We start from the raw sequence: 26,553 nt of genomic DNA on the forward strand, positions 1-26,553 counted from the left end.
ATGCCACGCTCCATCGGATCTTGGCGTACGACAAGAGGGCGCCCGGCCATGGAATCCATGGCCGGGCGCCCTCCCGGAAGCGCGTTCGCTAGCTGGGGTTGGTGGAGATGGTCACGATGCGGTCGGCGGCCGTCTTGCCGAGCAGTGCCTGGCCGAGGGCCGAGGCCACGTCCTGCGGGCTCACGGCCTTCTTGCTGCCGTCGCCCTTGGTGATCGTGACGCCGGTGAAGGCGCCGCCGTACAGCTTCTTGAGGGTGACGAGGTCGTAGTGCTGGACGAGCTTGCCGTCGACCGCGCGCACGCTCAGGAACTGCCAGATGGAGTTCTGCGGGCTGAAGGAGATCGTGTGCACCGCGTCCGTGCGGACCGTGACGTTCGCGGACATCGCCGGCTTGGCGAAGGCCTTCATCATCCGGTCGACCTCGGTCTTCGAGATCGTCGGCTGACGGGTCGTGGTGGCGACCTTCACCGGCGTGGTCGTACCGGACTCCACCTGGGCGCGGTACGCGTCCTCGACGGCCTGCGTCGAGGCGCTGACGTCGATGCCCTTGCCCGCCTTGCCGTACACGGCGACGGCCTTGCCCGCCACGAACTTGATCGTGCCGTCGCTCGCCGAACCGGAGCCACTCGCGACGCCCTCAAGGGCCGCCTGGAGCTTCTCCTCGTCGACCGGCATCTCGGGCTCGACGACGCGTTCCTGGCCGAACAGCGAGCCGATCACCGACACGGGGTTGTAGTCGCTGCCCGCGGCGGCGCGGACGGTGGCCTGGGTGTCGAACTGGAGCCCGGCCTGGTCCGGCTTGAGCGAGACGGTGTCGCCGTCGACCGACAGCTTGAGCGCCTTGTTCGTACTGCTGCTGAAGGCGTCGTCGAGCTTCTTGACGGCCTCGTCGCGGGTGCCGCCGCCGATGTCGACGCCGAGCACGGTGGTGCCCTTGGGCACGTCCGAGTGGTTCATCAGGAGCCCGGCGCCGTAGGCACCGCCGCCGATGACGACCACGCCGACGACCAGCAGCGTCAGCTTGCTGCGGCCCTTCTTCTTCTTGGCCGGCTTCGACGAGGCCGCGGGCTGCTGGACCGGCTCGGGCAGCTTCGGCGGGGTGTGCGGCAGCGGGCCGTCGGTGTGCGCGCCCGGCCCGAACGGAGAGTTCTGGGCGGGCGGTACGACGGGGATACCGCTGGTCAGGGTGTGCCCGGAGACATTGTCCCCGGGGCCGCCGTAGCCGCCCGAGCCCGGCTCGGGCGCGGGCTTCTGCGGCGTGAGGATCGCGGTGTCGTCGCTGAGACCGCCGCTGAGGCCGCCCCGCGGGGTGACATGGGTGCCCGGACCGCCAGGACCACTCATGCCGCCCGGACCACCGGGACCGCCGCCGGGATACCCGGCGCCCGGGCCCGGTCCCGCGGCCAGGCTGCCGGGTGCCACGCCCGGACCGGCCGGCGGGACCAGCGGGCCGTCCCCGGTGACCGGGCCGCCCGTCGGGCCCGCGGGCCCGCCCTCGGAGAAGTACGGCAGGTCGTCACGGCGCCGTTCGCCGCCGTTGCCGGAGCCGGCGGGCGACCCGGCGGACGATCCCACGGCGGGGAAGGAGCCCGTGCTGCTCAGCGCCGCGGAGACGTCGAAGGAGCCGGTGCCGCCGCCATGGCCCGGGGCCACGGGTCCGGCGCCGGTGGCACCGGGCAGCCCGGCACCGTTCGTACCGCCGCCGCCGGGGCGGGGACCGTTCGCGCCACCGGGCCGGGCACCACCGGGGGCGCCCAGCGGACCGGCACCGTTCGCGGAGCTCGGGTGCGCACCGCCCGGGGCACCAGGACGTCCGCCCTGTGTCCCCGGGGAGCCGGCCGCGCCCGCGGGGCCCGAACCGCCCGGCAGGCCCGCACCGTTGGTGGACCCGCCTCCCGGCCCGCCCTTGGGCGCACCGGACTTGCGCGGCGCGAACCAGTCGCTCGTCTTCTCCTCGGCCGTGGCGGGCGCCCCGGCGGGGCCGTCCGCGGACGGGGCCATGGAGGGTGCGGGGGCCGTCGCGGTGGACGCGCCTATGGGCGAACTCACGCCCGGCGGCGCCTCCGCGCCGGAGCCCGGGCCGTCGGCACCCTCGGCGGACACAGCGGACCCGTCCGCGTCTGCGACCGGCGTGCGGACGACGACGGGCGGGATGGGCCGCGACCCGGGGATGTTGATCCGGATCCGGGTCGTCAGCGTGGTCTCGGTCTTGCGCTCCTCCGGCGGGTTGCCGGTGGCCGAACGGCCCGCGTCGGCGCCGCTTTCGGAAGCCATGGGGGTCCCGTACGGCGGCGTCCCCGACGGGTACGCGGCTCCACCGCGCCCGTTGGGCCCGGAGGACGAACTGTCAGTTTCACGACTCAAGGCAGGTTCTCCCGGTTGGCTCCGCCGCCCGTTTACTCGACCTCATCTCGGGCAGCTCGGCGGCGCGCACCACCATACTGGCCGTGTCCGGCGCGCAAACCTCGCCCGCCAAGGAAACCCCCACGGGACCCGCACCTGTCGGATACGGCGAAGTGGTACGTCACTTGCCAAGTCGGACGTCGGAACGGTCCGGTTGCCGCCCCTGCCCAAGGGTGGCGCACATCACAGCGACTGCCATCCCGCCGAGCAGGAAGAGGTAGGAGACGACTCCCGCGCCGAAGAGGAAGTCTCCCTCCGGGCGGCTGGCGGTGAGCAGCACGACGGCGACCATCCAGCCGGCCGCGGGCGCGACGGCCCCGGCCCGCGTGCCGGTCGCCCGCGCACCGCCCAGGAAGAGCCCGGCCGCACCCGCGAGCGCGAGCAGCAACCCGCCCGGGAACCAGCCGGATTGCACCAGCGCCCCGGCGGTCCCGACCACCACGCCGAGTACGAAGAGCCCCAGGTAGGCGGCGATCCGCCCGCCCGAGGGCCGGGTCAGGGGCTGGGCGAGCATGCTCCCGCCGCCGTTCGTGCTCATCACAGGGACATCCCTTCGAACAGGTCCGTCTCGGGCGCCGCCCCGCCGCGCTCGCCGCTCTCGCCTCGGTCCCCGCGTACCAACTCGTAGTACTCGGTGGTGAAGATCGGCTGCGCGAGCTCGTTGGAGAGCGCGAAGTACGGCTCGGCCACCTCGATCTGCGTGGCGTGCGCGCGCATCGCGGCGGTCTTGGCGGCGGCGTACGCGGTGCCGTCGATCTCGGTGGTGATGACCGACTCGTCGACCACGCCGGGTACGTCGTCGATGGCGGCGGCTTCGCCGAAGGGCAGGTCGGGAAGGGCCTCACGCAGGCGCGCGAACGCTTCCTCGGCGACCGTGCGCGGCACCCGGTTCCAGTAGATCTTGGCGATCGGCTGCCCCGCGTCGGCGGCCAGCTCGGCGGCGCGCATGGCGACGCGGTGGGCCTGGATGTGGTCGGGGTGGCCGTAGCCGCCGTCCGGGTCGTAGGTGACGAGGACCTGGGGGCGCACCTCGCGGATCACCGCCACGAGGTCCGCGGCGGCCGCGTCGACGTCGGCGGCCCAGAAGGCGCCCGCGCGGTGGTTCTGCTCCAGGCCCATCATCCCGGAGTCGCGGTAGCGCCCGGGGCCGCCGAGGAACCGGTGGTCGGTGACGCCCAGCTCCTTCATGGCGGCGCTCAGCTCACCGGTCCGGTACGGGCCGAGCCCGCCCTCGCGGTGGGGCTCCAGATGCGCGAGCTCGGGCGGGATGACCTCGCCCTCCTCGCCGAGGGTGCAGGTCACCAGCGTCACATGGGCGCCCTCGGCCGCGTACTTGGCCATGGTCGCGCCGTTGTTGATCGACTCGTCGTCCGGGTGCGCGTGCACCAGGAGCAGACGCCGGTCGGGCAGTTCCGTCATGGAACCACCCTACGAGGCCGCCGCTCAGAACTTGATGCTGCCGATCATCCCCGCGATGTTGGTGGTCAGCTCGCTGATGGTGGGAGCGACCGTCGAGGAGGCGAGATAGAAGCCCAGCAGGACACACACGACCGCGTGACCGCCCTTCAGTCCTGACTTCTTGACCAGGAGAAAGACGATGATCGCCAGCAGCACCACCGCCGAAATCGAGAGTGCCACGGCGGCTCACCTCCAAAGGTCCCAGGGACTCGGGGTCCGGTATGGGGGGTTGGACACGGGTCGGTAAATCCATACAACAGCCAGCAGGTTGATACCCACACAGCGCTAGTGATCATAACTATCCGTACGCGCGCATCGATCGGCGCACGGCCGCACAAGGGGGCGCATGGCCAATATGGTCGGGGCATGACGACCGAGCCCCTCTCCTTCCCGCGCCGGTACGCCCGCACGCAGCGGTTCACCTCCGGCGCGCCGCGTGCGTTCACCGTGTCTCCCGACGGTTCCCGAGTCGTGTTCCTGCGGTCCGGCTCCGGTACGGACCGCGCCCATCAGCTGTGGGTTCTCGATGTGGCTCAGGGCGCGGAGCGTGTCGCGGCCGACCCGGCGGCGCTGCTCGGCGGCGCCACCGAGCATCTGCCACCGGAGGAGCGGGCGCGCCGCGAGCGCAGCCGCGAGGGCGGTGCCGGGATCGTCGGCTACGCCACCGACACGGCGGTCGAGTTGGCCTCTTTCGCCTTGTCAGGGCGGCTTTTCACGGCGGAGCTGCGGGCCGGCACGGCACGTGAACTCCGCGTCCCTGGACCGGTGATCGACCCGCGCCCCGCGCCCGACGGACGGCTCGTCGCGTACGTCGCCGGGGGCGCCCTGCGGGTCGTCGGCGCCGAGGGCGGGGACGACCGGGCGCTCGCGGAGCCGGAGCCCGCGGCGGATCCGGCGTCGGTTTCCTATGGATTGGCTGAGTTCATCGCGGCCGAGGAGATGGGGCGTTCACGCGGCTTCTGGTGGTCGCCGGAGAGCGACCGGCTGCTCGTCGCGCGGGTCGACGACACGCCCGTACAGCGTTGGTGGATCTCCGACCCGGCGCGTCCGGAGAGCGATCCGCAGCGGGTCGCGTACCCGGTGGCGGGCAGCGCCAACGCGGACGTACGGCTCTTCGTCATCACCCTCGACGGGGTGCGCACGGAGGTCGTGTGGGACCGCGCGCGCTACCCGTACCTGGCGCATGTGCACTGGTCAGCGGCGGGTGCGCCGCTGATCCTGGTGCAGGCGCGGGACCAGCGCAGCCAGCTGTTCCTGGCGGTGAACCCGGACACCGGGGCGACCCGGATGGTGCACGCGGACGAAGATCCACAATGGCTGGATCTTTTCGCTGGTGTGCCGTGCTGGAGCCCGGGCGGGCAGCTTGTGCGGATCGCCGACGAGGGCGGCGCCCGGGTGCTTGCCTTCGGTGAACGTCCGCTGACGGGACCGCAGTTGCATGTGCGCGCGGTGCTCGATGTCTCGGACGACGATGTGCTGATCGCGGCGTCGGCCGGCGAGGCCGCGGCGACCCCGGAGACCGGCGAGGTGCATGTGTACCGCGTCAACGAGCTCGGCATGGAGCGCGTCTCGCACGAGCCCGGCGTGCACTCGGCGGTGCGCGCCGGGGGCGTGACCGTGCTCGTCTCGTCGGTGCTCGACCGGCCGGGCGCCCAGGTGCAGGTGCTGCGGGAGGGGAAGCAGGTGGCGACCGTACCGTCGTACGCCGAACATCCCGGTTTGTCCCCGCGCGTGACGCTCACGCAGGGGGGCGCACGGAAAATCCCATGCGCCGTGCTTATGCCTACTGACTACGACGGCGACAATCCCCTACCGGTCCTCATGGACCCCTACGGCGGTCCGCACGGCCCCCGGGTGCTGGCCGCGCACAACGCGCACCTCACCTCGCAGTGGTTCGCCGACCAGGGCTTCGCGGTGATCGTCGCCGACGGACGGGGCACCCCCGGCCGCTCCCCCGCCTGGGAGAAGGCGGTCCGCGACGACTTCACGCTCTCCCTCGACGACCAGGTCGACGCGCTGCACGGCCTCGCCGGGACCTTCCCGCTGGACCTCTCCCGGGTGGCGATCCGCGGCTGGTCCTACGGCGGCTGGCTCGCGGGACTCGCCGTGCTGCGCCGCCCCGACGTCTTCCACGCGGGCATCGCGGGCGCCCCGGTCGCGGACTGGCGGCTGTACGACACCCACTACACGGAGCGGTACCTCGGTGACCCGGCGGCGGCCCCGGCGACGTACGCGAAGAGTTCACTGATCACCGACGACGGGCTCTCCGCGCCCGCCGAGCCGCACCGGCCGCTGATGATCGTGCACGGCCTCGCCGACGACAACGTGGTGGTGGCGCACGCCCTGCGGCTCTCCTCGGCGCTGCTGGCCGCGGGCCGCCCGCACGAGGTGCTGCCGTTGTCCGGTGTCACCCACATGACCCCGCAGGAGCAGGTCGCCGAGAACCTGCTGCTGCTCCAGGTGGACTTCCTGAAGCGGTCGCTGGGACTGGCGTAGCCGGAACAGCAACGGACCGGGGCGACATGGCGCGCCCCGGTCCGTTTACGGCACCCGCACGGCCGTACGTTGTTCAGACTGACGCGTCCGTATATCGAGATCGGGTCGGCTAAGTTGCCTGCGTGTTAACGCGGTTGGTGCACATTTGTACGGCTATTTCACCCCGTCAGCATGATCGTCTGGTGGCTCCTCCGGCGGTACCACCCGCTTCTCCTCCGCGAAGTGACAGGCCGAGTCGTGCGCGGCCGGGCCCTCGGTGAGCCGGAACTCCGCGGGCACCGCGAGCAGCGGCACCTCCAGCGTGCACCGCTCCTGCGCCTTCCAGCAGCGGGTGCGGAAGCGGCATCCGGAGGGGATGTTCGCCGGAGAGGGCACATCGCCGGCGAGGATGATCCGCTCCCGGTGCTCCCTGGCCTCCGGGTCGGGCACGGGCACGGCGGAGAGCAGCGCCTGGGTGTAGGGGTGCGTCGGGTGGTCGTAGATCTCGGCGTCCTTGCCGGTCTCCACGATCCGCCCGAGGTACATCACGCCGACCCGGTCGGAGATGTGCCGCACGATCGACAGGTCGTGCGCGATGAAGACGTAACTCAGGTCGAACTCGTCCTGGAGCCGGTCCAGCAGGTTGATCACCTGGGCCTGCACGGAGACGTCGAGCGCGGAGACCGGCTCGTCGGCGACGATGATCTCGGGGCGCAGCGCCAGCCCGCGCGCGATGCCGATGCGCTGGCGCTGGCCGCCGGAGAACTGGTGCGGGTAGCGGTTGATGTACTCCGGGTTGAGCCCGACCACGTCGAGCAGGTCCTGGACCTTTTGCCGGCGGTCGCCCTTGGGCGCGACCTCGGGATGGATCTCGTACGGCTCCCCGATGATGTCGCCGACGGTCATGCGCGGGTTGAGCGAGGTGTACGGGTCCTGGAAGACCATCTGGATGTTGCGGCGTACGGCCTTGAGGGCCTTGGCGGAGAGCCGGGCGATGTCCTCGCCCCTGTACTTGATCGTCCCGTCGGTCGGCTTCTCCAGGTTGACCAGCATCTTGGCGACCGTGGACTTGCCGCAGCCGGACTCGCCGACGATGCTGAGGGTCTCACCGCGGTCGAGGTGGAAGTCGACGCCGTCGACGGCCTTGACCGCGCCGATCTGCTTCTTGAAGAGGATGCCCTGGGTGAGGGGGTAGTGCTTGACCAGGCCGCTGACCTCGAGAATCGTCTCAGACATCGGACTCTCCCCCGGCGTTCGCGCCCCCGTCGCCGGCGCCCCGGCCGCTCGCGGCATCGAGCGTCTCCCTCCAGAAGAAGCAGGCGCTCCTGCGGACCCCTTCCGGACCGTCCACCTCCGCGAGCGGCGGCACCTCGCTCCGGCAGATGTCCTGGGCCATCGGGCAGCGCGGGTTGAAGGCGCAGCCCGGCGGGATGTGCATCAGGTTCGGCGGCAGACCCTTGATCGCGTAGAGCTCCTTGCCCTTCTGGTCGAGCCGCGGGATCGACTCCAGGAGCCCCTTCGTATAGGGGTGCGCCGGGGCTTTGTAGATGTCGTGGACCGGCGCCGACTCGATGATCCGGCCCGCGTACATCACCGCGATGTGGTCGGCGACGTCCGCGACCACGCCGAGGTCGTGGGTGATGAGGATGAGCCCCATGTGGAGCTCGCGCTGCAGCTCGGCGAGGAGGTCCATGACCTGGGCCTGGACGGTGACGTCGAGCGCGGTGGTCGGTTCGTCGGCGATGATCAGCGCGGGTTCGAGCGCCAGCGCCATGGCGATCATGATGCGCTGGCGCATGCCGCCGGAGAACTGGTGCGGATAGTCGCGCACCCGGTCGGCGGCGGCCGGGATCCGTACCCGCTCCATCAGCTCGATCGCCTTGGCCCGGGCGGCCTTCCTCGACATCCCGCGGTGCACGGTGAACATCTCGCCGAGCTGGTCGCCGACGCTGAGCACGGGGTTCAGGGAGGAGAGCGCGTCCTGGAAGATCATCGCCATCTCGGCGCCGCGCACCTTGCGCCGCTCGTCCTCCTTGAGCTTCAGCAGGTCCTTGCCCTGGAAGAGGATCTCGCCGCCGGTGATCCTGCCGGGCGGCATGTCGAGGATGCCCATCACGGCCTGCGCGGTCACCGACTTGCCGGAGCCGGACTCGCCGAGCACGGCGAGCGTCTCGCCCTCGTCCACGCTGTAGTTGACGCCGTTGACGGCCTTGGCGACCCCGTCCCTGGTTCGGAACTCCACGTGCAGATCGCGCACTTCGAGCAGCACCGCGGTCACCTCAGCTTCGGGTCGAGGGCGTCGCGCACCGCGTCGCCGAGCATGATGAACGCCAGGACGGTGATCGCGAGGGCGCCGGCGGGCCACAGCAGCATGTGCGGGGCCTGCCGAATGTAGGCGGACGCCGAGGAGATGTCGATGCCCCAGCTGACCGTCGGCGGCTTCAGGCCGACGCCGAGGTACGAGAGGGTCGCCTCCAGCGAGATGTACGTGCCGAGCGCGATGGTGGCGACGACGATGACCGGCGCGACGGCGTTGGGCGTGATGTGCCGCAGCATCAGCCGGGAGTTGGAGGCGCCGAGGGCGCGGGCGGCCTGGACGTAGTCGTTGTGCTTGGTGGTGATGACGGCGCCGCGCGCGATGCGGGAGATCTGCGGCCAGCCGAGCAGCACCATGAACCCGATGACCGGCCAGATCGTATTGCTGGTCACCACGGAGAGGAGGACCAGACCGCCGAGGACCACGGGGATCGCGAAGAAGATGTCGGTGATGCGGGACAGGAACGAGTCCCCCAGCCCGCCGAAGAACCCGGCGAGCATGCCGAGCACCGAGCCGAGGATCGCGACACCGAGGGTGGCGCAGACGCCGACGCTGATCGAGACGCGGGTCCCGTACACCGTCCGCGTGTAGACGTCGCAGCCCTGGCCGTCGAAGCCGAAGGGGTGTCCGGGCTGCGAGCCCTCCTGGGCCTTGGCCAGGTCGCACTTGAGCGGGTTCCCGGAGGCGATCAGGGAAGGCCAGAGGGAGATGACGACCAGGAAGAGGATGACGAGCCCGGAGAGGATGAAGACGGGGTTGCGCCGCAGGTCGCGCCAGGCGTCGGACCACAGGCTCCTGGGCTTCTCCCGCGGACCCGTGCCTTCCGGTCCGCCGGGGGTCTTCTCCAGGGTCTCCGCCTCGCTGGTTCCGAGGTCCATGGTGCCCCCAAAGCCGGTCGGCGCGATGGCGAGGTCGTCCGGAGGAGGCCCCACCGGCCTCTCGGGCACCCCAGGACCACGGGATCCCGATCCCCCAGGCCCCCCAGGCCCGTCCGGCTCGTACGGCGGCTGCTCAGGCATAGCGGATCCTCGGGTCGAGTACGGCGTAGAGGAGGTCGACGAGCAGGTTGGCGACCAGGAAGACAAGGACGAGGATGGTCACGAAGCCGACCACGGTCTGGGTGTTCTGCCGGAGGATCCCCTGGTAGAGCTGGAAACCGACGCCGTGGATGTTGAAGATCCGCTCGGTGACGATCGCGCCGCCCATCAGCGCGCCGATGTCGGTGCCGATGAAGGTGACGACGGGGATCAGCGAATTGCGCAGCAGATGCTTGGTGGTCACCCGGCGCCGGGGCAGGCCCTTGGCGATGGCGGTACGGACGTAGTCGGACCGTCTGTTCTCCGCGATGGAGGTCCGGGTCAGCCGGGTCACGTAGGCGAGGGAGACCGAGGCCAGCACCAGGCCCGGCACGATCAGTTCGCCGAAGGTGGCATCCCCGGAGACCGAGGGTTCGATCCAGTGCCATTTGACGCCGAGCACCAGCTGGAGCAGCAGACCGGTGACGAAGATCGGCACCGAGATGACGACCAGGGTGAGCAGCAGCACGCCCGTGTCGACCGGCCGGCCGCGGCGCAGCCCGGTGATGACGCCCAGCGTGATCCCGATGACGATCTCGAAGAGGATCGCGACGATCGTCAGCCGGATGGTGATCGGGAAGGCGGAGGCCATCAGCTCGGTGACCGGCTGCCCGTTGAAGGCGGTGCCGAAGTCGCCGGTGAAGATGTGGCCCAGGTAGGTGAGGTACTGCTGCCACACGGGCTTGTCGAGGCCGAACTCCTTGCGCAGCTGGGCGGCCGTCGCGGGGTCGCACTGCTTGTCGCCGCACAGGCCCGCGATGGGGTCGCCCATGACGTTCACCATCAGGAAGATCAGCAGTGTGGCGCCGATGAAGACCGGGATCATCTGCAGCAGACGCCGGATTACGTACCGTCCCATGAGGGCTCCGGAGGTAGTACGGGGCGAGCGCCGGGGTTCTTCTCAGAAGAAGCGCGCTCGCCCCGTGGACGGTTCAGCTGACCTTGATCTCGTTGTAGACGGGAACGCTGAACTGGTTGAGCGCCACGTTGGAGATGTTCTCCGAGTAGCCGGCGCTGCCGTTCTGGTACCAGAGCGGGATGGCGGCCATGTTGTCCCGGACGACCCCTTCGGCCTGCTGGAAGAGCTTGATGGCCTTGGCCGTGTCGGTCTCCGCGTTCGCCTGGTCGACAAGGCTGTCGAAGTCCTTGTTGGACCACTTGCCGTCGTTGGAGGAGGCGTTCGTGTAGTAGAGCGGCTGGAGGAAGTTCTGGATCAGCGGGTAGTCCATCTGCCAGCCGGCCCGGAACGGGCCGGGCATCTTGTGCTGGCCGATCTGGTTACGGAAGTCGGCGAAGGTGCCGATCGGGTTGCCGACGCAGGCCTTGTCGTTGCCGAGCGCGTTGTTGATGGAGTTGCAGACGGCGTCGATCCACTCCTTGTGGGAGCCGGTGTCCGCGTTGTACGAGATCTTGATCTGTCCGCCGGGCAGACCGCCGCCCTCCTCGATCAGCTTCTTGGCCTCGGTCGGGTTGTACTCGCAGGAGTCGCCGCACAGCCCGTCCTGGAAGCCGCCGTCCGTACCGAGCACCGGTGAGGTCCAGTCGGTGGCCGGGGTGCGGGTCTTCTGGAAGATCGTGTCGGTGATCTGCGCGCGGTTGATCGCCATGGACAGGCCCTGGCGGACCTTCACCGCCCCGCTGGTGTCCCACTTCTTGTCATAGAACGGGAAAGCCAGCGTCTGGATGATGCCGGCCGGTGTATTGATGTAGCGATCACCGAGGTCGCTCTTCACGTTCTTGAGCTGAGAGGCGGGCACGTCGTCGACGAGGTCGAGGTTGCCGGCCAGCAGGTCGGTGTAGGCGGTGTTGTTGTCGGTGTAGACCTTGAGGGTCACGCCGCCGTTCTGCGCCTTGTCGTCGCCGGGGTAGCCGTCCCACTTCTTGAGGGCCATCTCCGAGCCCTTGGTGTACGAGCCGATGGTGTACGGGCCGTTGCCGACGGGCTTCTTGACCCAGGCCGCGTGGTCGTCGAAGAACGCGGTGGGCAGCGGCGCGTAGGCCACATAGCCGAGGGTGTCGGGGAACGTCGAGAACTTCTGGTTGAGCTTGACGGTGAAGGTGTTCGTGCCGGTCACCGCGAGCCCGGAGAGGGTGTCGGCGGTCTGCTGGCTGCCGTCCTCCGGGTGGACCTTGTCGTAGCCGTCGATGTACCCGAAGAAGTACGCGTTCTTCTGGTTGTTCTTCAGGCTGGCCCCGTAGTTCCACGCGTCGACGAAGGACTTCGCGGTGACGGCCTCGCCGTTGCTGAACTTCCAGCCGTCCTTGACGGTGATGGTGAAGTTCTGCGAGTCCGAGGTGTCGATCTTGTCGGCCAGCATGTTCTCGGCCGCGCCGGTCTTGGCGTCGTACCGCTTCAGACCGCGGAAGATCATGTCGAGGACCTTGCCGCCCTGCACCTCATTGGTGTTGGCCGGCTCCAGCGGGTTCTGCGGGTCGCCCCAGGAGGAAGTGAGTACCCCGGAGCCGTTGCCACCGCCGCCGCCCCCTCCGCCTCCGCAGGCGGTTGCCGCGAGGGCTACCGCCGCCGCGCATGCGGCCCATCTGGCGTGCGTGACTCCACGCATGGAGTGCCTCCTCAAGAGTGCGCTGTGCCTTTAGCGCCCAATATCGGCGCATACAGGGCACATCGCACATTCACCCCACCCTTCCGGGTGGCAGACCACCCGGATGCGTCCGGACACATCCGGACGCGGTCACTCCGGATGATCAACGCAATGGATCTTCGTCGTTCGATGCGGAACCGTTGGATTTCGTGCACCAGATGTACGCATTCCGAGACTCCGGCGTCCGCTTATCGAACTCCTTGCCCGTTTCGCGCAGTTGGTCCGATTCTGGACACGGAACGGCCACAGTGCGCTACACGCGTAGTTACGCTAAGGTCAAGTCCAAGCAAAGAAGGTAAAGAGAAACCCAAGGGGGTCGAGAATTTATTGACCTTGAATGAATTGCGTTGAAAAAGTCCGGCGTAGCCCGTAGGGAGCGCCCTGCGGAGCCCTTGACGTCCTTCGGGCCTGGAGCACCATGACCCCCCCTACTCCTTCCGCGGCCGCCCCGCTTGAGGTGACCGACGAGACCGAGAAAACCTCGGCTCCGTCTTCCACCCCCAAGGGCTCGGAGAGTCGCTCCCCTGGACGACTCGCCTGGAAGCGGTTCAAACGCGACCGCACGGGCGTCATATCGGCCTATATCGTGATCTTCTTCTTCGCGATCGCGATCTGCGCCCCGCTGATATCGAAGCTGTACGGCAAGGACCCGTACACCACGTACGCGAGCCAGCGGCCGGAACTCCTCGACGCCTTCTCCTACCCCTCGGGTCCGAACGGCGGGATGAGCTCGGAGTTCTGGTTCGGCATCGAGCCGCAGCTGGGCCGGGACGTCTTCACGTACCTGCTGTACGGCATCCGGACCTCACTGGGCCTCGCCGTGGCCGCCACCCTGCTGACCACCGTCGTCGGCGTGATCATCGGCATCACCGCGGGCTACCTGGGCGGCAAGACCGACTACTTCGTCGGCCGGATCATCGACATCGTGCTGTCGTTCCCGTCCACGCTGTTCTTCATCGCCTTCATGCCGGTGGTGTACGGGCTCTTCGTCGCCCCCGACGACAACATCCCCACCTCCCTGCGGGCCGTCTCCCTGATCCTCGTCCTCTCCGCCTTCGGCTGGGCCTCCATCGCCCGACTGCTGCGTGGCCAGGTACTCGGTCTGCGCGAGCGGGAGTACATCGAGGCGGCCAAGGTCACCGGCGCCTCCCCGCGGCGCATCGTGTTCAAGGAACTGCTGCCCAACCTGTGGACGCCGATCATCATCCAGTCCACGCTCATGCTGCCGGCCTACGTGACCGCGGAAGCGGGTCTGTCCTTCCTCGGCGTCGGCATCATCGACCCGACCCCGGACTGGGGCGTCATGATCCAGCGCGGCGCCCAGTTCTACACCGAGGACCTCACCTTCATGCTCTTCCCGGGCCTCTCGATGGTGATCTTCGTCCTCGCCTTCAACCTGCTCGGCGACTCGGTGCGCGACGCGCTCGACCCGAAGTCCAAGCGGTAGCCACCCCGTTCCACCCGGCCAGTTCAGTGTCGTCCGGCCGGCTTCATCCGTCCCGATCGTCCATATAAGGCAGGCTTATCCATGTCTTTCTCCCGTAGAAACTTCCTGATCGCGACCGGCGTGGTCGCGGCCTCGTCGTCCCTCCTGACCGCGTGTGGCGGCGGCAGCGACAACAAGTCGACCCGCAAGGTCCCCAAGGTCAGCGGCTCCAAGACCCAGGAGATCCCGGTCGGCACCAAGGCCGACTCGACCGGCCCGGCGCCGGAGGTCACGGGAGCGGTCAAGGGCGGGACGATCTACTCGCTCGACCAGTTCGACATGGACCACCTGGACCCGGCGCAGATCTACGTCTCCACCGAGGGCGCCATCACCGTCCCGATCCTGCGTGGCCTCACCGGCTACAAGATCGACGACAAGGGCGGCGCCACCCTGGTCGGCGACGCGGCCACGGACGCGGGCACCATGAAGGACGGCGGCAAGACCTGGACCTTCACCCTGAAGGACGGTCTGAAGTGGGAGGACGGCACGGACATCTCCGAGGCCGACCTGCGCCACACCTTCGAGCGCCTCTTCGCCACCTTCGTCACCGAGGGTCCCCGCTACGTCCAGCAGTGGCTGGTCGGCGGCGACAAGTACAAGGGCCCCTACGACGGCAAGTCCCTCGACTCCATCGCGGTCGACGGCAAGACCATCACGTTCAGCCTCACCGAGGCGCGCACCGACTTCAACTTCACGCTGGCCATGCGTGCTTACTCCCTGGTGAACAAGAAGCACGACACCAAGGAGAAGTACGACAAGAAGCCCTTCTCCTGCGGCCCGTACAAGATCGGCGCCCGCAGCATCGGCAAGTCGCTCACCTACGTGCGCAACGAGCACTGGGACCCGAAGACCGACTCGATCCGCAACAACTACCCGGACAAGTACGTCTTCCAGTTCGGCTTCGAGCCGCTGGCCTCGACCGACCGCTACGTCGCGGACTCGGGCAACGACCAGTACGCGATGTCGATCTTCAACGAGGTCGCCCCGGAGCGCATCGCCTCGGTCCTCACCAACGCCAAGCTCAAGACGCGCGTCCTCACCGAGGTCGACACGGTCACCTACTACTGGCCGATCAACACGACCCGCATCACGGACGTCAAGGTCCGTCAGGCCATCAACTGGGCCTGGCCGCACCAGCAGCTGCAGACGATCCGCGGCGGCGCCTCCACCAGCGAGCTGGCCTCCACCATCCTCTCGCCGGTGACCCCGGGCTACCAGAAGTTCGACCTGTACGGCGTGACCACGAAGCCCGGCGGCGACGCGGCCAAGGCCAAGGCCCTGCTGAAGGAAGCCGGCAAGGAGGGCCAGAAGCTGGTCATCGCCTACCAGGCCTCGGACAACGCGCAGAAGCAGGCCGTCGCGATCAAGAACGCTCTGGAGGCGGCCGGCTTCACGGTCGTCAACAAGCAGGTCGACAAGTCGACCTTCTACACCCAGATCGGCAAGATCGACAACGACTACGACCTGTTCGCCGCCGGCTGGAGCCCGGACTGGCCGAACGGTTACTCGGTCTTCTTCCCGTGCTGGAGCGGCAAGAACATCGGCGACGGCCGCAGCAACTACGCCCAGCTGAACGACCCGACGATCAACAAGGCGATCGACGCGGCCGCCAAGATCACGGACGTCGCCGCGGCCAACAAGGCCTGGGGCAACATCGACCGCCAGATCATGGAGACGGCCGCCGTGATCCCGGACTACCACTCCATCCGCAACTGGATGCACGGTTCCAAGGTCGGAAACGTCATCTACGACAGCGGCAACACCTGCGTCGCGCTCTGCAAGCTCTACGCGATGAGCTAAGCCGTACGACCCTGGGGGCGGCCGTTCGCCCGGCCGCCCCCTCCGGCTCCTCCTCCTTTCACGCCCCCGGCGACGGCGCCCCGTCCGGAAAGTCACGCCCCCCATGTCCCGCTTCCTCATTCGCCGAGTCCTCGGCGCACTGGTCATCCTGCTGATCATCAGCGCCATCACCTTCTGGCTCTTCTACGCCATCCCGCGTGACCCGGCGATGATGTCCTGCGGCAAGAACTGCACGCCCGACATGCTCGCGCAGATCCGGCACAACCTGGGCATCGACCACCCGATCCCGGTGCAGTACTGGGACTGGCTCAAGGGTGTCTTCGTCGGACGCGACTACGGGAGCTTCGGGAACTGCAACGCCCCCTGCCTCGGCTACTCCTTCGCCAACCGCGAGCCCGTCCTCGGCACGATCCTGGACCGCCTGCCGACGACCCTCTCCCTCGCCCTCGGCGCGGCCGTCGTCTTCCTGATCTTCGGCGTCGGCGCGGGCATGCTCGCCGCCCTCAAGCAGGGCAAGTTCCTGGACAAGTTCGCCAGCTCGGCCTCGCTGTTCGGCTCCTCGCTGCAGATCTACTTCGTCGGCTACATCGCGATGTTCTTCTTCGTCTCGAAGCTGGGCCTGTTCGCGCAGCCGTCGTACACGCCGCTCACCGAGGACCCGGTCGCCTGGTTCTCCGGACTGCTGCTGCCCTGGCTGACCCTGGCGATCATCTTCACCGCCAACTACACCCGTATGACCCGCTCCCAGCTGGTCGAGCAGCTCAGCGAGGACTACGTCCGCACCGCCCGCGCCAAGGGCCTGTCCCGTGCGAACGTCTTCTTCCGATTCGCCTGGCGCGGTGCGATGGGCCCGATCGTCACGGTCTTCGGCATCGACCTGGGCACCCTGGTCGGCGGCGCGATCATCACCGAGTCGACCTTCAGCATGCAGGGCGTCGGCCGCCTCGCGGTGGACTCCGTGGTCAAGAGCGACCTGCCCATGCTGCTCGGCGTCACCGTCCTGTCGGCCGGCGCGATCGTGCTCGCCAACATCGCCGTCGACGCCGTCTACGCCCTCATCGACCCGCGGATCCGGCTCGCCTGACCCCGGGCACCCCGCCCCCGACAGCTACCCCCGGCATCACCCCCCTCAGGAGCGTCCCCGTGACGAGCACCGATCAGCAGCCCTTCCTGTCCGTCAGGGATCTGAAGGTCCACTTCTCCACCGAAGACGGCGTCGTCAAGGCCGTCGACGGTCTCACCTTCGACCTGGCCAAGGGCAAGACGCTCGGCATCGTGGGCGAGTCGGGCTCGGGCAAGTCCGTCACGAACCTGACGATCCTCGGCCTGCACGACCGCGACCGCACCGCCATCGACGGCGAGATCCTGCTCGACGGCAAGGAGCTGCTGACCGCCTCCGAGCGGGAGATGGAGCAGCTGCGCGGCAACAAGATGTCGATGATCTTCCAGGACGCGCTGGCCTCGCTGTCGCCGTACCACACCATCGGCAAGCAGATCGGTGAGACGTACCGCAAGCACACCGGCGCCTCCAAGAAGGAGGCCCGGGAGCGGGCGATCGAGATGCTCAAGCGCGTCGGCATCCCGCAGCCGGACGTCCGTGTGGACGACTACCCGCACCAGTTCTCCGGCGGTATGCGCCAGCGCGCGATGATCGCGATGGCGCTGGTCTGCGACCCGGAGCTGCTGATCGCGGACGAGCCGACGACGGCGCTCGACGTGACGGTGCAGGCCCAGATCATGGACCTGCTGAAGGACCTCCAGCAGGAGTTCGGCACGGCGATCATCTTCATCACCCACGACCTGGGTGTCATCGCCGACATCGCGGACGACGTGCTGGTGATGTACGGCGGCCGGTGCGTGGAGCGCGGCACCAAGAAGGAGGTGCTGCGCGAGCCGCAGCACCCGTACACCTGGGGTCTGCTGGGCTCGATGCCGACCCTGGACGGTCCGGTGGACGTACCGCTGAACCCGATCCCCGGATCGCCTCCGTCGCTGCTGAACCCGCCGACCGGCTGCCGCTTCCACCCGCGGTGCACCTTCACGGAGAAGATCGAGGGCGGTCTCTGCTCCACCGAGCAGCCGCTGCTGACGATCACGGACGGGCGCGGTGCCGCCTGTCACCTCACGGCGGACCAGCGCCACGAGTTCTTCGCCGACTACGCCGCGACCCGGTCGCACTGACGTAACTGAGACGGGATTTCACGATCATGAGCAACACGAACCCCCTCCTGGACGTCACCGGACTGACCAAGCACTTCCCGGTGATGGGAGGCTTCCCCTTCAAGCGGAAGATCGGCGCGGTCCAGGCCGTGGACGGCCTCGACTTCCAGGTCGCCGAGGGCGAGAGCCTGGGTCTGGTCGGCGAGTCCGGCTGCGGCAAGTCGACGACGGGCCGGCTGATCACGCGCCTCCTGGAGCCCACCGGCGGCAAGATCAGCTACCGCGGCCAGGACATCACGCACGCGGGCCGCAAGCAGCTGGCGCCGATCCGCTCCGAGATCCAGATGATCTTCCAGGACCCGTACGCGTCGCTGAACCCGCGCCAGACGGTCGGCAAGATCATCTCGGGCCCGATGGAGATCAACGGGATCAACCCGCCCGGCGGCCAGGAGAACCGCGTACGCGAACTCCTGGAGACGGTCGGCCTCAACCCCGAGCACTACAACCGCTTCCCGCACGAGTTCTCCGGCGGTCAGCGCCAGCGCATCGGCGTGGCACGGGCGTTGGCGCTCTCGCCGAAGCTGATCGTGGCGGACGAGCCGGTCTCCGCGCTGGACGTCTCGATCCAGGCCCAGGTCGTGAACCTCCTCCAGGACCTCCAGCGGGACCTGGGCATCGCGTTCGTCTTCATCGCCCACGACCTCGCCATCGTCCGCCACTTCTCGCAGCGCGTGGCGGTCATGTACCTCGGCAAGATCGTGGAGATCGCCAACCGCGAGGACCTGTACGAGAACCCGCGCCACCCTTACACGCGCGCGCTGCTGTCCGCCGTCCCCGAGGCCACGGCGGACGACGTTCCGGCCCGCGAGCGCATCCTGCTCACCGGCGACGTGCCCTCCCCGCTCAACCCGCCGTCGGGCTGCCGCTTCCGCACCCGCTGCTGGAAGGCGACGGAGAAGTGCGCGACGGAGGCTCCGCCGCTGGTCCAGGTCGAGGGCAACAAGGACGGCCATCTGACGGCGTGCCACTACCCGGAGACTACGGCGGACCTGGCGCTGCCCGCGGCCCGCAAGTCTCTGTAAGACCCCCGGCGACGCCCTGACACACCCCAATTCGTCGGGGCGCCGCCTCACGGGACCGGAAACGTCGGCCCATTGACCCGAGCCATATGACGATCCCGGCTCCCGGGGAAGGAAGGCCCGTGCACCCTTCGGGGCGCACGGGCCTTCGTCTGTCCACGGCCGGCATCAGGCGCGCGGCGCGCCGCCGTACTCCTCGACCACCGAGAGCCAGCGGGGGCCGTGTTCGACGACGATCCGCAGTTGGCGGTTGTTCTCGCCGGTGCCCGTGTAGGTGTCGATCGTCCGGCCCTCGGCGCCCGTGGCTGTCACGTGCGAGGTCGCGCCGCAACCGGAGGCGGCCTCGCCCAGGCCGGAGAGGGCGGTGGCGAGTGCGGCGGTACCGTCCTGCCCGGCGTCGTACTCGGTGTAGTCGTGGCCCGCCCTGGCCCCGCGGTCCCCGTGGTAGGCGGTGCTGTAGCGCCAGGGTCCGCTCGACGTCCTGAGAACCTGCTCCACCGCCGCGCAGTCGCCCAGCGAGCCCATGGACAGGGCATCGTCCGACTCGTCGTCCCGCTGCCAGTGCCATTGCCCGTACAGCGGCAGCTTCTTGGCGGCCAGCAGGTCCACCACGCCGTTCTTCTTGTACGGCGTGTCGCCCAGCTCGGACGACGGTGAGGCGGTCGCGGTGGGCGCCTTCGCCGGCCGGGTCTCCTCCGCCGGACCGTTGCCCGGCAGCACCGCCCAGGTCACCGCGCCCGCCACCGCGACGACCGCCGCGGCCACGGCGCCGGCCCGCCGCCGGGCGAGCCGCCGGTCGCCCCTGGCACGCAGCTGGGCCCCGGAGGGCATCCGTACCGTGATCTCATCCAGCAGTTCCTCGACCTCAGCCATGGCTGGCCACCCCCTCGCCGGTGAATGTGGGATCGACCTCGGCGAGCCGTTCGCCGAGGATCCTGCGGGCCCGGCTGAGCCGGGTGCGGACGGCGCCGTTGGAAGCGCCGGTCTCCCGGGCGACCTGCTCCACCGGCAGATCGAGGAGATGGTGGAGCACGACCGCCTGCCGCTGGTCGGGCGTCAGGTCGCGCAGAGCGGCCACCAACGCCACCCGGTCGCCGGAGAGTTCCGGCACGTCCGTCTGCGGGCCGTGCCGGAAGTGCGCGCGCAGCCGTCCCCGGGTGCGCCGCCAAGTGCTGATCGCGAGCCGCATCGCCACCGTGCGGACCCACGGCAGCGGGTCCCCCTCACGCGTGAGGCGGTCCCAGCGCTGCCATGCGCGTACATACGCCTCCTGCACCGCGTCCTCCGCCTCGCCCAGGTCTCCGGTCATCGCGTAGACCAGGGCGACCAGGCGTTTGGCGGTGGCGGCGTAGAACACGTCGAATTCCTCCGGCTGCGCCGGCATCCCCGTTCCCCCGTCCGTCAGGCACGTTCCCGTGCTGCCCACTTGCTGCTGCCTAGGACACGCTCGGGCCGGCCGCGATGTTACGAGAGATCCCCAACCTGTTTCCCGCCCTGCCGCAGCGGCCCGGATCAGCGATGGGCGGATCTGTGCCGGATCCGAGGGGCTGTGAGCGGGCATGATCGGGGCCGCTGGCGGCACATGTCTGCCGATCGCTCATGGCAAGGCCTCCGCCTTGGCAACAGAGGGCGGGCGCTCGTCTCGCTACCCTCAAGGCCGCCTCACGGGTGGGCGAGGACTACGAGGCCCCTTTCATCTTCAGGCCCGGTCCAAGTCCAGTTCGCCCACGACCTGGTCGCCGCTCATCTCTCCCGTGCGGCGGAAGCCGAGCCGCAGGTAGAACTCCTCGGGGCCGCCTTCGCCCTCGGCCCACGTCACCGTGACGCGGGACTGCCCCCGCTCACGGATCTCCTCACACACCGCCTCGACGGCGAACCGGCCGTAGCCGCGCCCCTGCCGGCCGTCGGCGATGTTCAGTCGCCAGAGACCCGAGCGGGGGCGGTCGTCGGGGTTGTCGGGGTCGAAGCGGATGCCGAAGAAGGCCATCACGAACCCGACGAGTTCCTCGCCGTCGAAGATCAGGCGGGGCCAGGCGGACTCAGGGTGCACATAGGCCTCGGCGAGCGACTTCACCACCGGGGACACGAACCGTTCCTGATCCGGCCGCACCTTCAGCGCGATGGCCGCCTCGACGTTGGCCGGCGTCACCCTCTCCAGGCGCAGATCAGCCACCGCTAACCCAACTCCCCGCGCTCCACGCAGAATTCATTGCCTTCCGGGTCCGCCAGGAGGACCCACCCGCCACCGTCCGGCCGCGTGTGGTCCGCGACCTGCCGGGCCCCGAGCCCGAGCGCCCGCTCCACCTCCGCCGCGCGGGTGCGTCCCTGCGGCTGGAGGTCGAGGTGGACGCGATTCTTGGCCGTCTTCTCCTCCGGAACGTGCACGAAGAGGAGGGTCGGCCCACCGGACGGGTCCACGATCACCGCCTCCGGGTCACCGGGCTTGTCGTCGTCGGCGAGCGGCCGGCCGAGCAACTCGCTCCAGAACAGCCCGAGATCGTACGGGTCGCCGGTGCAGTCGAAGGTGATCGTGCGGATGGTGGGGTTCAACGGTCCTTGTTCTCCCATGTTCTAGGCCCCGGTCCGGCCGTCGGCCAGTTCGCGCAGGATGTCGAGGTGGCCGTTGTGGCGGGCCGTCTCCTCGATGAGGTGGAGGAGGATCCAGCGGAGGTCGACATGGCGGCCGTCGCGGATGGGGCGCTCGGCCTTGTCGTCCAGGGAGTGCTCGGCGACCAACTCGCGGTAGCGGGCGGCCTGTTCCTCGTACTCGGACAGGAGGTCGGCCAGCGGGATGTCGACGGCGATACGCATCTCGCGGTCGGGGTCCTCGTCCGTCCAGGGCCCCTCGTCCTCCTCGCCGAGGAACACCACCTGGAACCAGGAGTACTCGACCCAGCGGAGGTGGCTGATCAGTCCGCACAGGGTCATCAGCGGGGAGCCCGGCAGCGGGGCCTTGCGGGCGTCCTCCGGGGAGACGCCCTCGCACTTGGCGCGCGCCGTGGCGCGGGCGTAGTCGAGGAAGGTGGTCAGCTGGGTGCGTTCGTCCCAGGCGGAAGGCGTGTCGGTTCGAGTCATCGGGGTGAAGCATCCCCGGCCGTCCGTTCGATGTCGAGCGATTAAGAACCCGCCTTCCGTACGGGGTTGTCGACGCCCGCGCGGGAGAGTCAGACTCTCCCTCCATGGCCCTCCACCTGCGCGGAACCGTCCTGCCCGACGGCGTCGTACGCGACCTCTGGACACTCGGCGACCGGATCACCTTCCAGCGCCCCACCGCCCCCGCCGACACCGTCGCCGACGGCGGTTTCCTGCTTCCGGGCCTGGTCGACGTACACACGCACCCGGGGGCCGCCGACGGCTCCCTCGTCTTCGACCCGGACGTCTTCGCCGAGCAGATCGCCGCCCACCGCGACGCGGGGACCACGGCCCTGCGCTTCCCCGGGCTGCTGGGCGAGGTGCCCACGGCGCTGCGGGACGCGCCGGACTCTCCGCGCATGATCACGGCGGGGCGCTGGCTGGCCTGGGCGGGGCTCTCGAAGAGCGCCGGGTTCCACACGGTGACCGATGACCTCGTCGCCCTGGCGGTGGCCGAGGCGAAGGCCCACGACGGGTGGTGCAAGCTCATGGGCGACTGGGACTTCGAGGCGGCGCCGGTGCCCTGCGAGCTGCTGCGCGCGGTCGTCGACGGCGTGCACGCGGCGGGCGGGCGGGTCGCCGTGCACTGCCAGTCGGCGGAGGGTGTGCTGGGCGCGGCGCGCGCCGGCGTCGACTCGATCGAGCACGGGATGGGCATGCCGGAGGAGAGCGTGGCGCTGATGGCCGCGCACGGGACCTCGTACGTCCCCACCCTCACCGCCTTCGCCCGCAGCGCACCCCGCATCAAGGACAACGCCCGGGGCCGGCTCTGGCACGAGGGCCACCGCACGATGATCCGCCGCGTCCGCGAGGCGTACGACGCCGGTGTCACCGTCCTCGCCGGCACGGACTCCGCGCCGTTCGGCAACGTCGCCACCGAGGTCGAACACCTCATCGCGGCCGGACTCCCGCCCGAGACCGCGGTCGGCGCCGCCAGCTGGACCGCTCGAACCTTCCTGGGCCTGCCCACCCTGACGGAGGGCGCCCTCGCCGACATCACCGTCCACGACGCCGACCCCCGTCTGGAACCCGGCACCCTGCGCCACCCCCGGCGCATCGTGCTGCGCGGCCGGATCGTCCACTGACACCGCGTCACTCGTCACTCGTCCCTCGCCACCAGCTCCACCTCGAACCCGTCCGCGTTCTCCAGATACGCGGCGCAGTGCTCGGTCCCGCCCGCGTACGGATGCCGGTCCGGGAACAGCAGCGTCCAGCCGTACGCCGGCGCCTCCTCGACCAGCGCGTCGAGCCGGGCGCGGCTCGCGACGTGGAAGGCGAGGTGGTTGAGGCCGGGGCGCAGACGGTCGTGCCGGTCACCGGTCAGCGCGGGCGACTGCTCGACCACGAGGTAGGTCTCCCCCAGACGCCAGCTGCGGCCCTCCGGCCAGTCCTGGTACGGAACGCACCCGAGCCCCTCCAGCAGCCAGCCCCACGCCTCCACCGCCCGTCCCAGGTCCGGCACCCACAACTCGATGTGGTGCAGCATCGGCGCTCCCCTCGGCCTCGGACCGTCAGGGTGTCAGAGGCCTCGGCCCGGCCGCGGGCCCTTCGGGTTCTCGGGCGGCCTGGCGGCGGGCGGCCCCGGGCTCGGGCATGTGCGGGATCACTCCTCCGACGGGTGCACGGGGGTCAGTTCACGGGCCGCCTCGCTCAGCGAGGGGAAACAGACGTGGGCGCGGGCGAGTTCGGCGGGGCTGTGCGTGGAGGCCACGGCGTACACGGTGCAGCCGGCCGCGAGGCCCGCCTCGATGCCCGCGGGCGAGTCCTCGACCACCACGCACCGGGCCGGGTCGACGGCGAGCCGCGCGGCAGCGGTGAGATACCCCTCCGGCGAGGGCTTGCCCTCGGAGACGTCCTCGGCGCAGACCCGCACCTGAGGCACCGGCAGTCCCGTACGGGCGAGGCGGGCCGCCGTGGGGGTCGCGCGGCTGGAGGTGACGACGGCCCACAAGTGCGGTGGCAGGGCGTGCAGCAGGGGGGCGGCGCCGTCGAAGGCGCGGAAGCCGGGCTCCTCGGCGGCCATCAGCCGGTCCAGCACCCGGTGTTCCTCGACGGGGTCGAGATCCGGGGCGACCCTGCGCAGTGTGTCCGTCCGGCGCCTGCCCTGCGTAGCCCGCCAGACGGCCTCGGGGTCCAGGCCGTGCAGCCGCGCCCAGGCCCGCCAGACCCGGCCGTGCGCGTCCGCGGTGTCGATCAGTACGCCGTCCACGTCGAAGAGCACCGGCGTCACCGACCCGACATCGAGGTTGTCGCTCCTCAACTGCCCGTCCTTTCCCCGTAGTTGTCAGCTCTTTTCGACTCTACGGTTCCGACGCTCGCGCCGTGTTGAACGGTTGCGCGGCCTCTCGGCCCGTCCGGTCGCCGTGGGCCGCGGCGGCGCGACCCGACGTGTCTTCTTCCCGAAGTTCCTTCCTGAATTCCTTCCCGAATTCCTTCCCGATCACGGGTTCGAGCGGGCCCGGGGACTGAGAGACTGCTCCGATGGCTGATCGTTCGTTCAGTGAAGTCCCGCTCGCCGCCCTGTACGACACCCTCAATCCATGGGGACCGAGCGACGACTTCTACCTGGACCTGGTGATGTCCGCGCGTTCCGTGCTTGACGTCGGGTGCGGGACGGGGCGGCTGTTGGGGCGGGCCCGGGAGGCCGGGCACCAGGGGCGGCTCTGCGGGCTGGATCCCGCCGCGGCCATGCTGGTGCGGGCGCGGCGCCGGGAAGCCGCCGTCGAGTGGGTGCTCGGGGATCTCGCCTGCTCCCGCTGGCAGCGGGAGTTCGACCTCGTCGTGATGACCGGGCACGCTTTCCAAGTTCTCGTCGGGAACGAGGAGTTACGCATGTCTCTCGCCTCCGTGCGGGACGCCCTCAGCGACGAAGGGCGGTTCGTCTTCGAGACGCGGAACCCCGCCGCCCGCGCCTGGGAGTCCTGGACCCCGGAGCGCGTGCGCGAAGTGACCGACGCGCACGGCGAAGTCGTACGCGTCTGGCACGAGGTCGAGTCACCCGTGCTCGGAGACCGTGTGACGTTCACCGAGACCTTCGACCACCCGGCGTGGCAGCGACCGCGGCTCAGTCGCAGCACCCTGCGGTTCCTGGGCCCGGACGGCCTGTCCGGGTTCCTCGGCGAGGCCGGGCTCGTCGTGCGGGAGCAGTTCGGGGACTGGGGGCGGGGGCCGCTCACCCCCTCCGCCCCCGAAATCGTCACCGTCGCCCAGCGGCAGCTCACCCGATGACCACCACGCGTGCCCACGCGGGCGGCGTGTCCGGTTCGTAGTCGGGGTCGTCCTCATCGTCCGACGGGTTCTCCCGCCGCCGGGGGAACAGACCCACCACCGTCCGGCACGGTGGTCGCGTCTCCGGCCAGGGTGTCTGGCCGTCGGTCAGGATCACGATGACGTCGGGGCGAGGCCGCACCCGGAGGGCTTTGGCGAAGCCCGTGCGGAGATCCGTACCCCCGCCGCCCAGCAGGGGGATGCCCTCGGCACGGCACAGCGGGTGCGCGATGCGGGCCGCCGCGTCGCACGGCACCACGGTGATCAGGTCGCGACGGCCGCCCACGGCACGGGAGATCGCGGAGACCTCCAGGAGCGCGCTGCCCAGTTCGGCGTCACTGACCGACCCGGAGGTGTCGATGACGACGGAGACCCGGGGCGGCCTGCGGCGGAGGCTCGGCAGGACGACGCCGGGTACGCCGGCCGAGCGCCGCGACGGCCGGCCGTAGATGTAGTCCTCGCCGGCGCCGGGTCCGGAGGCCGCCGAGCGGACCGCCGCTCCCAGCAACTCCCGCCATGGCTGCGGCGGGTGGAACGCGTCCTCCGCCCACCGCTGCCACGCCTTCGGGGTGTTCCCCGGACGGGCGGTGATGCCCTGGGCCACCCGGAACCGCACGGCGTCCCGCTCCTGCGCGCTGAGGCCGTGCGCGCCGTCCGCTCCGAGGTCCCACTCCCGTTCCAGTCCGTCGGCGCCACTGCCGCAGTCCAGCCAGGCGAGGCTCTGCGTATGCGGCCCGAGCCGGAACTGGCGCAGGTAGTCCTCCATGAGCTCCCCCGCGGGCAGCCCCAAAGACCCCGGCTGGACCGCGCCTTCGGGCCGGACCAGCCCGTCGCCGAACACGTCGTCGTTGATCTCGCAGTCCGCGGCGATGTTCATCCGCAGCCGTTCCGCCGGACCGGTCAGCCCGTGCAGCCGCGCGAACCGGTCGCTGCGCCCGTGGTGGTCGCGCAGCAGGTGCGACACCTCGTGCACCCATACGCCGGCCAGTTCCTCCACCGGCGTCCGGTCCACGAACACCGGCGAGACGTAGCAACGCCAGTGCCGGTCGACGGCCATCGTCGGCACCCGCCGCGACTCCACGGTGTGCAGGGCGAACAGCGCCGTCGCCAAGTAGGGCCGGGCGCGGGCGGCCTGAAGCCGGGCGGCGAAGAGTTTGTCGAGGTCCAGGGTCCCCGGTGCGTCCGGAGTCATCGGTGCGTGCGGGGTCATCGGCACGTCCGCGGTCATCGGTGCCTCCTCGGTCACCGGTGCCTCCTCGGTCACCGGCACGTCCGCGGTCACCGGTGCGTCCGCGG

Annotated in this window: 25 protein-coding genes; 8 read left to right on the forward strand and 17 right to left on the reverse strand. The window is 69.9% G+C overall.

What is annotated here, in order from left to right; genetic code table 11:
• Positions 1-88: 88 nt before the first annotated feature.
• The 4 genes from OIC96_RS16450 to OIC96_RS16465 form a co-directional block, all read right to left on the reverse strand.
• Positions 89-2,365: a hypothetical protein gene (locus OIC96_RS16450; protein WP_330307118.1), complete on the reverse strand. Its 2,277-nt coding sequence runs from the start codon at positions 2,363-2,365 to the stop codon at positions 89-91.
• A gap of 160 nt (positions 2,366-2,525) precedes the next feature.
• Positions 2,526-2,942, reverse strand: coding sequence for a DUF6113 family protein (locus tag OIC96_RS16455; RefSeq protein WP_330307117.1), 417 nt, complete (start codon positions 2,940-2,942; stop codon positions 2,526-2,528).
• The gene (mshB, locus tag OIC96_RS16460) at positions 2,942-3,823 is read right to left on the reverse strand and encodes an N-acetyl-1-D-myo-inositol-2-amino-2-deoxy-alpha-D-glucopyranoside deacetylase (protein WP_330307116.1); all 882 of its coding nucleotides are present in this window, start codon (positions 3,821-3,823) and stop codon (positions 2,942-2,944) included. Before mshB ends, OIC96_RS16455 begins: the two co-directional genes overlap by 1 nt.
• 24 nt (positions 3,824-3,847) lie before the next feature.
• Entirely contained in the window at positions 3,848-4,042 is a 195-nt protein-coding gene (locus OIC96_RS16465; protein ID WP_330307115.1) for a hypothetical protein, read from the reverse strand.
• A 186-nt stretch (positions 4,043-4,228) separates the two neighbouring features.
• On the opposite strand from OIC96_RS16465, the gene OIC96_RS16470 reads away from it, so the two are divergent.
• Positions 4,229-6,358, forward strand: coding sequence for a prolyl oligopeptidase family serine peptidase (locus OIC96_RS16470; RefSeq protein WP_330307114.1), 2,130 nt, complete (start codon positions 4,229-4,231; stop codon positions 6,356-6,358).
• 153 nt (positions 6,359-6,511) lie between these two features.
• Here the strand turns inward: OIC96_RS16470 and OIC96_RS16475 are convergent, their stop codons facing one another.
• The 5 genes from OIC96_RS16475 to OIC96_RS16495 all read right to left on the reverse strand — a co-directional run bounded on the left by OIC96_RS16475 (position 6,512) and on the right by OIC96_RS16495 (position 12,294).
• Positions 6,512-7,573 (reverse strand): ABC transporter ATP-binding protein, encoded by a 1,062-nt coding sequence (locus OIC96_RS16475; protein ID WP_330307113.1) that lies wholly within the window; start codon positions 7,571-7,573, stop codon positions 6,512-6,514.
• Complete coding sequence (locus OIC96_RS16480; protein ID WP_330307112.1) at positions 7,566-8,606, reverse strand: ABC transporter ATP-binding protein; 1,041 nt, start codon at positions 8,604-8,606, stop codon at positions 7,566-7,568. Before OIC96_RS16480 ends, OIC96_RS16475 begins: the two co-directional genes overlap by 8 nt.
• A 5-nt stretch (positions 8,607-8,611) precedes the next feature.
• Positions 8,612-9,532 carry an ABC transporter permease gene (locus OIC96_RS16485; protein ID WP_330307111.1) on the reverse strand — a complete coding sequence of 307 codons (921 nt, stop codon included), beginning with the start codon at positions 9,530-9,532 and terminating at the stop codon, positions 8,612-8,614.
• 133 nt (positions 9,533-9,665) lie between these two features.
• The gene (locus OIC96_RS16490; protein ID WP_330307110.1) at positions 9,666-10,589 is read right to left on the reverse strand and encodes an ABC transporter permease; all 924 of its coding nucleotides are present in this window, start codon (positions 10,587-10,589) and stop codon (positions 9,666-9,668) included.
• 73 nt (positions 10,590-10,662) lie between these two features.
• Positions 10,663-12,294 (reverse strand): peptide ABC transporter substrate-binding protein, encoded by a 1,632-nt coding sequence (locus OIC96_RS16495; protein WP_330307109.1) that lies wholly within the window; start codon positions 12,292-12,294, stop codon positions 10,663-10,665.
• A gap of 457 nt (positions 12,295-12,751) precedes the next feature.
• On the opposite strand from OIC96_RS16495, the gene OIC96_RS16500 reads away from it, so the two are divergent.
• The 5 genes from OIC96_RS16500 to OIC96_RS16520 all read left to right on the forward strand — a co-directional run bounded on the left by OIC96_RS16500 (position 12,752) and on the right by OIC96_RS16520 (position 18,861).
• Positions 12,752-13,780, forward strand: coding sequence for an ABC transporter permease (locus OIC96_RS16500; RefSeq protein ID WP_327431501.1), 1,029 nt, complete (start codon positions 12,752-12,754; stop codon positions 13,778-13,780).
• Between the two features lie 81 nt (positions 13,781-13,861).
• Positions 13,862-15,619, forward strand: a complete 1,758-nt coding sequence (locus OIC96_RS16505) for an ABC transporter substrate-binding protein (RefSeq protein WP_330307108.1) — start codon at positions 13,862-13,864, stop codon at positions 15,617-15,619.
• A 103-nt stretch (positions 15,620-15,722) separates the two neighbouring features.
• Positions 15,723-16,703 carry an ABC transporter permease gene (locus OIC96_RS16510; RefSeq protein WP_327431499.1) on the forward strand — a complete coding sequence of 327 codons (981 nt, stop codon included), beginning with the start codon at positions 15,723-15,725 and terminating at the stop codon, positions 16,701-16,703.
• A gap of 59 nt (positions 16,704-16,762) precedes the next feature.
• Positions 16,763-17,800 (forward strand): ABC transporter ATP-binding protein, encoded by a 1,038-nt coding sequence (locus OIC96_RS16515; RefSeq protein WP_330307107.1) that lies wholly within the window; start codon positions 16,763-16,765, stop codon positions 17,798-17,800.
• Between the two features lie 26 nt (positions 17,801-17,826).
• A complete protein-coding gene (locus OIC96_RS16520; RefSeq protein WP_330307106.1) occupies positions 17,827-18,861 on the forward strand; it encodes an ABC transporter ATP-binding protein in 1,035 nt (344 codons plus the stop codon).
• A 165-nt stretch (positions 18,862-19,026) separates the two neighbouring features.
• On the opposite strand, the gene OIC96_RS16525 is transcribed toward OIC96_RS16520, so the two are convergent.
• From OIC96_RS16525 to OIC96_RS16545, 5 genes are all read right to left on the reverse strand, one after another.
• Positions 19,027-19,731 (reverse strand): hypothetical protein, encoded by a 705-nt coding sequence (locus OIC96_RS16525; protein ID WP_330307105.1) that lies wholly within the window; start codon positions 19,729-19,731, stop codon positions 19,027-19,029.
• Complete coding sequence (locus OIC96_RS16530; protein ID WP_330307104.1) at positions 19,724-20,242, reverse strand: SigE family RNA polymerase sigma factor; 519 nt, start codon at positions 20,240-20,242, stop codon at positions 19,724-19,726. Before OIC96_RS16530 ends, OIC96_RS16525 begins: the two co-directional genes overlap by 8 nt.
• A gap of 315 nt (positions 20,243-20,557) precedes the next feature.
• Complete coding sequence (locus tag OIC96_RS16535) at positions 20,558-21,022, reverse strand: GNAT family N-acetyltransferase (RefSeq protein ID WP_330310279.1); 465 nt, start codon at positions 21,020-21,022, stop codon at positions 20,558-20,560.
• Positions 21,023-21,033: 11 nt separating this feature from the next.
• A complete protein-coding gene (locus tag OIC96_RS16540; protein ID WP_406502054.1) occupies positions 21,034-21,426 on the reverse strand; it encodes a VOC family protein in 393 nt (130 codons plus the stop codon).
• Positions 21,427-21,429: 3 nt separating this feature from the next.
• Complete coding sequence (locus tag OIC96_RS16545; protein ID WP_330307102.1) at positions 21,430-21,933, reverse strand: DinB family protein; 504 nt, start codon at positions 21,931-21,933, stop codon at positions 21,430-21,432.
• A 104-nt stretch (positions 21,934-22,037) separates the two neighbouring features.
• On the opposite strand from OIC96_RS16545, the gene OIC96_RS16550 reads away from it, so the two are divergent.
• Entirely contained in the window at positions 22,038-23,075 is a 1,038-nt protein-coding gene (locus OIC96_RS16550; protein WP_330307101.1) for an amidohydrolase family protein, read from the forward strand.
• 14 nt (positions 23,076-23,089) lie between these two features.
• Here the strand turns inward: OIC96_RS16550 and OIC96_RS16555 are convergent, their stop codons facing one another.
• On the reverse strand, positions 23,090-23,476 hold the full coding sequence (locus OIC96_RS16555; RefSeq protein WP_330307100.1) for a VOC family protein: 387 nt from the start codon (positions 23,474-23,476) through the stop codon (positions 23,090-23,092).
• A 117-nt stretch (positions 23,477-23,593) separates the two neighbouring features.
• Positions 23,594-24,250, reverse strand: a complete 657-nt coding sequence (locus tag OIC96_RS16560; protein WP_330307099.1) for an HAD family hydrolase — start codon at positions 24,248-24,250, stop codon at positions 23,594-23,596.
• A 221-nt stretch (positions 24,251-24,471) separates the two neighbouring features.
• Between OIC96_RS16560 and OIC96_RS16565 the strand changes: the two genes are divergently transcribed.
• Positions 24,472-25,218, forward strand: a complete 747-nt coding sequence (locus OIC96_RS16565) for a class I SAM-dependent DNA methyltransferase (RefSeq protein ID WP_330307098.1) — start codon at positions 24,472-24,474, stop codon at positions 25,216-25,218.
• Here the strand turns inward: OIC96_RS16565 and OIC96_RS16570 are convergent.
• Positions 25,208-26,449 (reverse strand): vWA domain-containing protein, encoded by a 1,242-nt coding sequence (locus OIC96_RS16570; RefSeq protein ID WP_330310278.1) that lies wholly within the window; start codon positions 26,447-26,449, stop codon positions 25,208-25,210. The genes OIC96_RS16565 and OIC96_RS16570 overlap by 11 nt on opposite strands.
• Positions 26,450-26,553 lie beyond the last annotated feature (104 nt).

The organism is Streptomyces sp. NBC_00775 (assembly GCF_036347135.1).
In the GTDB taxonomy this organism is placed as follows: Bacteria; Actinomycetota; Actinomycetes; order Streptomycetales; family Streptomycetaceae; genus Streptomyces; species Streptomyces lutosisoli.